An 11,529-nucleotide genomic window follows, 5' to 3' on the forward strand; every position below is an offset into this window, starting at 1 on the left:
CGATGGCAGGTGTGGCACTTAAAAAAGGTCATTCTGCCTCAGTGATATTGATGGTAGATGCAGTACATTTGGCATTACCGAGCGCGTTAGATAAGGTCAATATTGGCGCACCATTTGAACCTGCGGGCGAATTGCTAGAAGCCTTTATCGAAAAAGGTGGTAACGTATTGGTCTGCGGCGCGTGTATGAAGCACAACGGCGTGGAAGAATCCGCAATCGATAAGCGCTTTGAAGTGATTAGCGGTGATGATGTGGTTGAGCTGCTGATGAATGCGAAAGGGTCGTTGCAGTTGAATTAATCGTTAAATTTAAGCTATAAGTTTATAAAAATAGGTCAGTTTTCTCAAATATATTGAAAAGGGTTATCAGTTCAAATTGATAACTCTTTTCAGTTTTTAATATAACCGTCTTTAATTTACTCTGCTGTCAACTCACTCGGCAAATGCTTTAGCAAGTGCTGGTGACTATCATGATTGAACTGTAAGTAGCTAAGAGCTCTTTCTTGAAAGTTGCCTATGTTGAAGTTTCTATTAGCTATAGTTTTTAAGCCTTTATCATTAATCACAAATAATGCCCTATCATAATCTTGACTATCTATAATATCTTGTAATTCAATTTCTCGAATATCATGCCACTTGTCGATATTGATATTATCCGTAAAATGGGAATAATGATTTTTGACATCGTCTCGTGTATTCCCTTTAGAAACATGAGAGCTTTTAAAATAGTAATTTATTTTGGCAGATATATAATTTGCGACTTGTAGCTCTTTAGTATTCGACAGCTTCTCTATTACCTCACTTTTTATAGTAGAAACCACATCTCCATCACACATCATCTGTCTACTAAAGTCTCTTAGAAAACCTTCGTCAAATAGTAAATTTTCAACTTCTGACACGTTCAATGAAAATACGTTTTGAGCTTGTAGACTTAATAACCTATCAGGATCATGATGATCTGAATCGATCAAACCGAATGATTCCGCTGTCCTGTTAGGTAGCTCATTAAATGCTTTCGTATAATTGATAACATCAAAGCATGTTTTAACTGGCGTGATAGTTAAGTTCGGTAATAAAAGATTATAAATTTTCTCATCGATTTTACCACTTTCGCTCTCACAGAATAGGATACGCTTACGACTGCCTAAAAGTTTTAAAAGTAAGGCTTCAGGAAGTTCATTACTTGGTATGTTTTCTATCTCCCATTTATCAGGATGATTGAAAGACTTTATCCATACTTTTTTAGCAGTGTTTCGGCTGGTAGCAAACTCTAAATCATGAGTAAGATAGACAAATATACAATCCTCTCGCTCTGTTTCTAGTATATCCCACAGCTTACTTAAAAGTGTTTTATGGAGATATATTTCTGGTTCATCAACAATAACAAAACCATCCTGAGGTGCTTGTAGTACATGAGCTATATAGTATAAAACAACTTTTTCACCATCACTCATTTGATACGCAGGATAACTATCTTCAGAAGTTAAAGACTTTAAATTAATATTAATACCATCAGAGCATTCTAGTACTCTATGTTCGATAAGTGAGTTCCAGATTTCTATAGTGTTAGTCAGTTTAGACCTAGGTAACTCGCAAGCCTCTCCGCTTCTCACAGACTGAACATATCTATTGTTTAACGTATTGTTCTCTGATAACAAATTGTTCAACAAAAATTTAAATTCGTCTTTAATTGCATTAGCTTCTGGAGAGTAGCTTTCATTGGAGTCCAGCTTAAATCTAGTAGATTTTTCATAAGATTGTGATTTATGTAGATCTCTTATAGTATCGTTTGGGTTAGTAATATTCTTAAAAACAGGAATAATTAACAATTTTTGAGCCGAAATTGTCATTGCTGATGTGGGTAAATATTCTTTTAATTTTGCCGACAAAGTAGATTTACCGCTGCCATTTGCTCCTATTGCTACGATATTATTGTTAAAAAAATTAAATTTAATAAATATATTTAGATTGAAAGTTGCAACCTTTGTATTAATTCCAAACTGAGACAAACCTTTATTAATATTAATTTTATAAAAATCTTTATGTATTTGAGATATTTCGAATTTAGTTGTGAGTTTAAACGATTGCATGATTTTAGAGCTATCAACTTGAAGCTGCTGCAGATAGTTCTCTTTTAAATGTTCATGCACATGTAAGGCTCCTTCTAATCTAGAGAAATAATTAAGAGCTTCTTCAAATGGTTGAATACTGATTTCACAGAACTCTGCTATTTCTTTGTATTTTTGAAGCTTGACTACGCTCTCGTCAACTAAGTTCAATAAAAGGTCATGACTTAACATTTTTAAAGATCCTATTTTTATGTATCAACACTTTAACAGCTCCAATAGCACAGTAAAATATTTTTTAACTACAAAATCCGTAGCCAAAACTCACCCCTTCTATTCAGCAACTAAATAAACACTATCCAACACACGCACCGCCTACCTCTGTTAAAGTAAGTGAGATAAAAAATCTAATAGAACAAAAAGGAAGCCCGTCATGACCTTACTGAATACCCTTAATTTAACCCATCCCATCGTGCAAGCACCGATGGCAGGCGCAACCACCCCTGAGCTGGCAGCGACGGTGAGTAACTTTGGTGGACTGGGTTCATTGGGATCGGGCATGACGCCGCCAGAGGTTTTGCATAGCCATATTGACACCATTAAATCGCTCACCGATCGCCCTTTTATGATCAATTTAATGGTGTTGTCTGAGCATGAGTCGAGCACCTTTGATACCGAAATCCCTGCTTGGCTAAGTCATTACTATCAAGAAAACAATATAGAGTTTGCGCTACCTGAACGCCCAGCGCTAAGCTTTGCCGATCAGCTACAAGTGCTCTATGACAATCCAGTCGCCGTCGCCAGTTTTACCTTTGGCATTATCAGCGCCGAGCAAGTTCAGCATCTGCAAGATCTAGGCACGCGTGTCATCGGGACGGCAAATCATCCATTAGAAGCAAAAGCATGGAGCGATATTGGTGCTGATGCGGTATGTGTACAAGGAGTCGAAGCTGGTGGACATCGCGGTGGCTGGCTCGCGCAAAGTGAAAACGATCCATTGGGATTATTGACGCTGATTAGTCAAACGCGCGCGTGTACCGATATTCCGTTAATTGCAGCAGGTGGCATCATGACTGGGCAAGATATCAAAGCGGTACAAACGGCTGGCGCTGAGCTGGCGCAAATCGGAACGGCGTTTTTGACCACAGATAAATGCGGCATTAATGACATTTATAAGCAAGCATTACTTGATGCTAGTGAAAATAAGCGCAGTACTGAGACACGCTTAACGAGACTGTTTTCAGGTAAGCAGGCTCGTGGTTTATTAAATGATTATTTGCGTGATTTTGCTCGCTTTGAAAGCGCGCATGAGCTACCACCCTATCCACAATTAAATGCGATGACCAAATTTTTTCGTGGTCATGCGACCAATAATCTTGACCCAGAATATCAGTCTTTATGGGCAGGACAAGGCGTCGCTTTGGTCAGACAAGAGCGCACGATTGAGCTGTTAGAGCGCTTGGTCAAAACGTTATAGGCTTAAATACTTTTATCAGTCCGCGCTACTCTAATAAAAAATCCACCGCTGCCGCTGCATGAATCAAAGTGGTATCAAATACTGGAATTGGGCTATCTGCTTGTTTAATGAGCAGTCCAATTTCTGTACAGCCTAAGATAACGCCCTCTGCGCCTTGATCCGCTAAATCTTTAATCACCTGCTGATAATACTGGCGCGAGCGGTCTTTAAATTCACCGACGCACAGCTCTTTTTTGATAATTCGATGTACCTCTGCTCGCGCATCACTCTCTGGTATCAACACTTGAAGCCCTGCATCCACCAAACGCTGCCTATAAAAATCTTCCGTCATCGTAAACTGAGTGCCCAGTAAAGCAATTTTAGACAGATTCTGTTTTTTGATGGCGGCAATAGTGGCATCAGCGATATGAATAACGGGTAAATGCGTCGCGGCTTGCACATCATCGAGCAATTTATGCATTGTATTAGAGGCAATCATGATCCCTTGTACGCCAGCGGCTTGCAAACGCTGAGCACTGCTAGCCATGATTACACCCAGCGCTGCCCATTCATCTTGCTCTTGGTGCTTATTAATCAACGCAAAGTCCACGCTATGTATGAATAAATCTGCTGAATGTAAGCCACCCAGCTTATCCTTGACACCCTCATTTATCAGCCGATAATAGCTTTCGCTACTCTCCCAACTCATACCACCGATGATGCCCAATGTTCGCTGCTTGTGCACGGTCATTTTATTGCCTTATTTGTGGGTTGTAATCGACTTTATCGTAGCAAAACTAATCATCTTTAGTTTGTTATTTTTCAGAAATTTTTATTTTGATGCATGAGACAACAGTCATTAAAATATAACGAATGTCACCATTGATAATAACGATTTTATCCACTTATCAACATACGATATCATGGTTAGTAATGACGACCCATGACGCTACGCAACATCGTTCATCGTTCATCAAACGCCACCATCACCATGTAGGACACCTCCACACTATGGCAAAATTCCCTACCATTAGAATACGCACACGGCGCAAGTACTATCGGCTTATTTTTACCTTTTTAATGGCACTGCTGATGTCCACGATTATCTCAACTGCATTGCTGCTGATCAATGTGGGATTCGTCGATGGGTTCTTTAGCACGCTGTTTCACTCATGGAAATATGCCTTTATAGTCGCGTGGCCGAGCGCTTATATTTGCGCCTATCTCATCCAAGAGCATTTGCTCAGTCGTATTGAGTTTTATTGAACCAGCTAGAAGTTAAAGTATGAGAATGCCATGATGAAGCATTGCTGTGAGCTGATGGTAAATCATCATGCCGCTATGAATTAAGAAATCTGTGGCTGTATACACAGCCTTGCTAAAGGTATTTTATGCGAAGATAAAAGGGTGTTTTTTGATTGGATATTAGGGACGTTGAGTCATCTTATGATAAGTGACTGGATCTGGATAAGAGGCTTTAATGACCTTCCTAATTACTCGCGTAATAAGTCAATCTCCAAGCCCACCATCGTGGTCAGCTAACGACATTACTTAATATTACTTAATGAAATAGCTATTGATATCGGTGAGATTGATTGATGCTAACTCCTGACGTTTAAAACCAATGAGTAAAAGTATTAGATTGTATTAAGAGCATTTCAATAAGTCCGCCTGCTTTTAATACAGTCATTACTCATAAACCAAAAACTAAAAACTAAAAACCACTTTTAGGCCACCTCGACCTTGTTCTTTAAACAAGCCACTCGGTGATTTATGGTGCCTTCTAACACGGGCTTAATCTGTGCGCACTCTTCATCAGCTAGTGGACAACGGGTGCGAAAAACGCAACCTGACGGCGGATTGATTGGACTGGGTAAATCACCCTCTAATAACTGAATGACCTTGTTACGTTCAGCAATAGGGTCAGGTAGCGGTACAGCTGACATCAGTGCTTTGGTATAGGGATGAGTCGGATTACCATATACGGCTTTGTTCAAACCCAGTTCGGCGGCGTTGCCTAAATACATGACTAATACCCGATCAGCAATGTGCTTAATCACAGAGAGATCATGGGCAATGAAGATAAGCGCTAACCCCATCTCTTCTTGCACATCTTGCAATAAATTAATGACCTGCGCCTGAATCGAGACATCAAGGGCGGAGACTGGCTCATCACAGATAATGATTTTGGGCTTTAATATCAGTGCTCGAGCAATGCCTATTCGCTGGCACTGACCACCTGAAAACTCATGCGGATATCGGTTAATTTGATTAGACAGTAGCCCCACCTTTTTCATGATGGCGCGCACCTCGTTTTGCACCTCAGGCTTCTTCATTTCAGGATAATAAGTGCGAAGAGGCTCGGCGATAATATCCCCTACAGTCATGCGCGGGTTAAGTGATGCCAGCGGATCTTGAAAGATCATCTGAATATCTTTTCGCTTTAATCTCATGGTCTTTTTGGACGCACCCACCATCTCTTCATCACAAAACTTGATACTGCCAGAGTCAGCTTGTATCAATCCGATGATAGTACGGGCGAGTGTTGATTTACCGCAGCCTGATTCGCCTACCACCCCTAAAGTCTCACCAGCGAATAGCTCAAATGATACCCCATTAACTGCTTTTAGAGTGACAGGCTTCTGCCAAAAGTAAGTACCTTTTTGTTTGATATTAAAGGTGGTATGAATGTCCTTTACTTGCAATAACGGTGCTGGGTTATTGCTTTTGGCGCTATCTAAATTCTGTATCATCATGAGCTAGCCCTCCATCCCTGATTGATTATTGGCATCGATATCTGCTGAGCTATCTAGTGAGTGATTAACGGGTGTTTCAGGGTGCCAGTGACAAGCGCGTTGACGCTCGTTCGGTAGAAATTCCAGCGGTGGCGGTGTATCACGGCAGATTTCCATAGCATGAGAACAGCGCTCATAAAAAGGACAGCCTGCTGGCAAATCTAATAAATTTGGTGGACTACCTGGAATGGTTTCAAGCTTGCCCATATCGTTATCCAAACGTGGAATGGCTTTTAGTAGCCCAATGGTATATGGATGACTTGGGGCATAAAAAATCTCTTCAGTCTCTCCATACGCCATGGTACGCCCAGCATACATCACCAGTACTCGATCACAGATACCCGCCACAACTCCCAAATCATGGGTAATCATAATAATGGTGGTGCCAAAGTCGCGTTTTAGCTCGTTTAATAGAACCATAATCTGCGCCTGAACAGTAACGTCGAGCGCGGTGGTTGGCTCATCAGCAATCAACAACTTAGGGCGACATAATAATGCCATCGCAATCATGACCCGCTGACGCATACCACCTGAGAACTCATGCGGATACATGCCAATACGGTTCTTGGCTTCTGGAATCTTAACTGCGTCTAGCATTCGTATGGATTCGGCCCAAGCGTCTTTTTTACTCATGCCTTTATGTAAAATCAATACTTCAGCGAGCTGGTCGCCTATCTTCATATAAGGATTTAATGAGGTCATCGGATCTTGGAAGATCATCGCGATCTGCTCGGCACGAATCTTATTTAGTGCTTTTTGTGACAATCCTAGTAGCTCATTACCCTCAAAGCGTACCGAACCTTTGGCATAACCGTTATTTGCCAATAACCCCATAATAGCAAACGCTGTCTGCGACTTACCTGAACCGGACTCACCAACGATACCTAAGGTTTCGCCTTCATGTAGGTTAAAATTTAAGCCATTAACCGCCGTTACTAGACCCTCTTCGGTCGTGAACTGTACCGATAAATCGTTGACTGCTAACAAGGTGTTTTCTGCGTTAGGTGGCTTATCGAGCGCTGAATCAGTACCTATATTAAAGGTAGCAGTATTAGACTCTATTTTCTCAGGAGCACTAGGCGCGTTGGCGGCGTTATGAATCTTTTGAGTTGCTATGTTTCTATCTTCCATACTTTTACCCTCCATGCTTTGGTTTTTCATGATGTCACCCTCTTAGCGGTCTTTAGGGTCAAACGCATCACGCAGACCGTCGCCAATAAAGTTAAAGCAAAATAAAGTAATGACCAAAAAAGCTGAAGGAATCAAAATCTGCCAAGGTGCTACCTGCATGGTTTTTGAGCCTTCTTGCAACAGCGCTCCCCAACTGGTCATCGGCTCTTGAACACCAAGTCCCAAAAAGCTTAGAAATGACTCAAACAAAATCATCGTTGGCACTAATAAAGAGGCGTAAACCACCACCACCCCGAGTACATTGGGCACGATGTGGCGTAAGATAATATTAAAGCCTGATACGCCGCCTACGTGCGCAGCTTCGATAAATTCTTTACTCTTCAGGCTTAGCGTTTGCCCGCGAACGATACGCGCAACATCCAGCCACGATACCAGTCCAATCGCCACAAAAATTAAGATAAGGTTACGACCAAAAATAGTGACTAATAAAATCACAAAAAACATAAAGGGAAAGGCACTTAAAATCTCTAATACGCGCATCATCACGGTATCGACTTTGCCACCAAGATAGCCTGACGTTGCACCGTATATCGTGCCGAAAATCACTGCAACCGTAGCGCCGGCGACGCCTACCATCAAGGAGATACGACCACCTACTGCGGTTCGCACTAACAAATCACGACCGAGTGAATCAGTACCGAAGTAGTGCTTATTATCGATGGCTGGCGCGGACTGCATAAAGTTCCAGTCGGTTTCGGCATAGCCAAAAGGTGCTAACATCGGTACAAAGATGACGAAAGCAGCCACGAGTAGCAAGATAAAAAGACTGGCTACGGCGGCCTTGTTGCGATAAAAACGGCGCTTAGCATCTTGCAAAAGGCTACGGCCTTTGATTTCCTGAGCCCCTATTTCTGCTAGGTCAGTTGTCTGGTCTGCGGTAAGGCTCATAGTCGTCCTTTTAATAATCTATTTAGCATAATAATAATGAATGATCCCTATCAAACCTTATTGGGATGATAATGCGCTTAAATGGTCGCCTTAATACTGAATCTTTGGATCAATTACCGCGTATAAAATATCGACGATAGCATTAAAGGCAATGGTCAATACCCCAACTAAAATCGTCAAACTAAGCACTACCCCATAATCACGATTGAGTGCGCCGTTAATGAATAACTGTCCGATACCAGGTAAACCAAAGATAGTCTCAATCACAATAGAGCCTGTGATAATACCGACAAAGGCTGGGCCCAAATAAGAGATAACGGGTAGTAGTGCGGGTCTCAGTGCATGCCTCATCACTATTTGGCGCATCGGCAAACCTTTCGCCTTAGCCGTTCGGATATACTGGCTATTCATCACCTCAATCATCGAGCCGCGCATGATACGAGCAATACTCGCAACATAAGCGAGCGCTAAAGCGGCGACTGGTAATACAAGGTTTTTGAGTGCCCCGTCATTCCAGCCACCAGCCGGTAGCCATTGCAAAATAATGGCAAAAATCAGCACTAATAATGGCGCTTTAACGAAGCTTGGAATCACAACGCCTGTCATAGCAAAGGCCATCAGTACGTAGTCTATCCATGAGTTTTGCTTAAGGGCTGCGATAACACCGAAGATAAGTCCTAAGACCAATGCCAATATAAAAGCGTATAGACCCAACTCCATAGAGACAGGAAACGACTGCGACAACAACTCGTTAACCGTATAATCTTTATACTTAAAAGACGGTCCAAAGTCGCCTACCGCTAGCTGCTTTAGATAATTAACATACTGTAGCCACATAGGATCGTTGAGATTGTATTTGGCCTCGATATTGGCCAGTACCGCAGGTGGCAAGCTACGCTCACCCGTAAACGGACTGCCTGGCGCCAAACGCATCATAAAAAAGGAGACCGTGATCAATACGAATAAGGTCGGAATGGCCTCTAAGATACGCCGAAAAATCAGTTTTAGCATAATACCTCTTTTATAATGATGCTTATTTTTCAGCTAAATTAAAATGAGATAACTAGCACAAACCTAACGCCCAGTTATCGTTCAACTAGCAATATTCAATGACTTGGTTTTAAATAAAATATTGATAATCGTCGTTTATAAATAACAAAAGTTTCATCTAACACGCCTAATAAGAGTGGCTGTGAAAAATGAAACTAATGACGCTATCAGCGTTATTTGATAAGAGCGATAAATGAAACCAGCTGCTTTTACCGCTCTCAGACATTCAATCGATAGAATTGTTCAGCGATCAGTCAAACGATTAGTGCTTAGCAATTGAGAGATTTTTTACCTGCCAATTGTCTAATATATCCTTAGTTGGAAACCCAATGACATAAGGTTTTACTAGACGCGGGCTGACGTAATGATAAATGTTCAGTAAACCCATATCTTGATCGAGCTGAGCTTCAGCTTGCTTGTATAGATTGGCACGCTGCTCAGGGCTAACGCCAGCTTTCAGCGTTTGCGCCATTAAACTGTCAAAGTTAGCATTATTGTATTTACCGTAGTTGCCACTATTGTCAGATTTGGCAATATTTAAGAAAGCTGACGCTTCGTTATAATCACCACACCAGCCAGCACGCGCGATTTGATAATTACCATTACGGCGAGTATCCAAATAGGTTTTCCATTCTTTATTGGTCAAAGTCACATCGACGAAGCCGAGCGCTTGCTTCCATAGTGAAGTAGCCGCGACCGCAGTCTTTTTATGATTGTCATTGGTGTTGTATAGCAGCTCAAAAGTCAGTGGATTGCTATCGCTATAGCCTGCTTCAGTGAGCAGTTTTTTGGCCTCAGTAACCCGCTTTTCTTGATCCCAAGTCGACCATTCTGGACTATTTGCAATATCGCCATTGGTGGCAGGGGGTGTCAACTGATAAGCGGCCGTCTGTCCTTGACCGATAACTTTATCCGCAATGGTATCGCGATCCAAAGCTAAGGCTAAAGCGCGGCGTACGTTGGGATCGTTGAACGGTGGCTTGACCGTATTAAACTCGTAATAATAAGTACAAAGATAAGGAGATACGGTTAGCTGATCGCCCACTTGCTCTTTAAGCGAAGCGAACTGCTCGGTTGGAATCTCATTGTAGGTCACATCGATTTCACCCGCCTGATAGCGTGCGACGTCAGTCGTACTAGAAGGAATCGGCAGGAAAGTGACGGTATCGATAGTCGTATTGGCATCGTCATAATAAGAAGCGTTGCGCGTTAAAACGATTTTGTCGTTAATTTGCCACTGGGTAGGCTTGTAAGGACCGTTAACCACGATGTTCTCAGGAGCTGTCCACTTATCACCAAAGGCTTCAACGGTCTTTTTATGAACGGGCTTGACTGAATTATGAATCAACATATCTGGGAAATAAGGCACGGGCTCTGATAACGTAATTTGCAAAGTTTTATCATCGATAGCCTTTACGCCAAGGGTTTCAATGCCAGCCTTACCATCAACAATTTTATCAGCGCCGACTACTTTGGCATCGACCAAATAGCTTGAATACGGCGACGCAGTATTTGGATCGACCAAGCGGCGCATACTGTAGACAAAATCCTCTGCCGTTACTGGATCATCATTTGACCATTTAGCATCGCGCAGCTTAAAGGTCCATACTTTATTGTCTTCGCTTTCCCAACTGGTTGCCATTGCTGGAATGGTCTTACCTTCGGCATCCGTATTCGTTAAACCTTCTAACATCTGGCGGCCAAGGGTAGATTCTGGTACACCCGATACTTTGTGTGGATCAAGTGATTCAGGTTCAGTACCATTATTGACGACGAGCGCTTGAGTATCAGCCAGTACATTAGGATCAACGGCAGCTGCTTGGCTGTCAGTGCCAGACTTATCGCTACTACAGCCAGTCATAAACATGGCGAGCGCAAGAGAGGTAGGCAGAAATATAGAGGACAAAAAGTGATTAGGAGTGCGCATCATATAATAGCTATCCTTGCTGGTCAGTGGCTGGGCGGATCAACTAAATAGTAGTGATTCGAGTTAATATATCCGTATATTGACTATGTTTATTAACAATATTTTAACTAACTATTGGTCATATTGTAGACAACTATTAGTAATTAAAAACGATACA

10 protein-coding genes are annotated in these 11,529 nt (G+C 42.0%); 3 read left to right on the plus strand and 7 right to left on the minus strand.

The features are described from left to right. A partial coding sequence (locus I3257_RS12055) for a DsrE family protein (protein WP_238049900.1) occupies nt 1-299 on the plus strand: 299 nt, incomplete at its 5' end. Between the two features lie 116 nt (nt 300-415). Here I3257_RS12055 and I3257_RS12060 read toward each other — a convergent pair. Beyond that, nucleotides 416-2,299 (minus strand): AAA family ATPase, encoded by a 1,884-nt coding sequence (locus I3257_RS12060; protein ID WP_238049901.1) that lies wholly within the window; start codon nt 2,297-2,299, stop codon nt 416-418. A 199-nt stretch (nt 2,300-2,498) separates the two neighbouring features. On the opposite strand from I3257_RS12060, the gene I3257_RS12065 reads away from it, so the two are divergent. Continuing rightward, nucleotides 2,499-3,542 carry a nitronate monooxygenase gene (locus I3257_RS12065; protein ID WP_238049902.1) on the plus strand — a complete coding sequence of 348 codons (1,044 nt, stop codon included), beginning with the start codon at nt 2,499-2,501 and terminating at the stop codon, nt 3,540-3,542. Between the two features lie 25 nt (nt 3,543-3,567). Here the strand turns inward: I3257_RS12065 and I3257_RS12070 are convergent, their stop codons facing one another. After that, entirely contained in the window at nt 3,568-4,272 is a 705-nt protein-coding gene (locus I3257_RS12070; protein ID WP_238049903.1) for an aspartate/glutamate racemase family protein, read from the minus strand. Nucleotides 4,273-4,532: 260 nt separating this feature from the next. Here I3257_RS12070 and I3257_RS12075 point away from each other — a divergent pair, with 260 nt between their 5' ends. Further along, nucleotides 4,533-4,787, plus strand: coding sequence for a DUF2798 domain-containing protein (locus tag I3257_RS12075; protein ID WP_238049904.1), 255 nt, complete (start codon nt 4,533-4,535; stop codon nt 4,785-4,787). Nucleotides 4,788-5,248: 461 nt separating this feature from the next. Here the strand turns inward: I3257_RS12075 and oppF are convergent, their stop codons facing one another. From oppF to I3257_RS12100, 5 genes are all read right to left on the minus strand, one after another. Continuing rightward, nucleotides 5,249-6,277, minus strand: coding sequence for a murein tripeptide/oligopeptide ABC transporter ATP binding protein OppF (gene oppF / locus I3257_RS12080; RefSeq protein ID WP_087814920.1), 1,029 nt, complete (start codon nt 6,275-6,277; stop codon nt 5,249-5,251). A 3-nt stretch (nt 6,278-6,280) separates the two neighbouring features. Continuing rightward, a complete protein-coding gene (gene oppD, locus I3257_RS12085; RefSeq protein ID WP_238049905.1) occupies nt 6,281-7,477 on the minus strand; it encodes an oligopeptide ABC transporter ATP-binding protein OppD in 1,197 nt (398 codons plus the stop codon). A 12-nt stretch (nt 7,478-7,489) separates the two neighbouring features. Beyond that, nucleotides 7,490-8,395 (minus strand): oligopeptide ABC transporter permease OppC, encoded by a 906-nt coding sequence (gene oppC / locus I3257_RS12090; protein ID WP_060490135.1) that lies wholly within the window; start codon nt 8,393-8,395, stop codon nt 7,490-7,492. Between the two features lie 90 nt (nt 8,396-8,485). Then, nucleotides 8,486-9,406 (minus strand): oligopeptide ABC transporter permease OppB, encoded by a 921-nt coding sequence (oppB, locus tag I3257_RS12095; RefSeq protein ID WP_045442924.1) that lies wholly within the window; start codon nt 9,404-9,406, stop codon nt 8,486-8,488. A 301-nt stretch (nt 9,407-9,707) separates the two neighbouring features. Next, nucleotides 9,708-11,375, minus strand: a complete 1,668-nt coding sequence (locus tag I3257_RS12100; protein WP_238049906.1) for an ABC transporter substrate-binding protein — start codon at nt 11,373-11,375, stop codon at nt 9,708-9,710. Between the last annotated feature and the right edge of the window lie 154 nt (nt 11,376-11,529).

It is taken from the genome of Psychrobacter sp. Ps7 (assembly GCF_022129225.1).
GTDB lineage: Bacteria > Pseudomonadota > Gammaproteobacteria > Pseudomonadales > Moraxellaceae > Psychrobacter > Psychrobacter immobilis_A.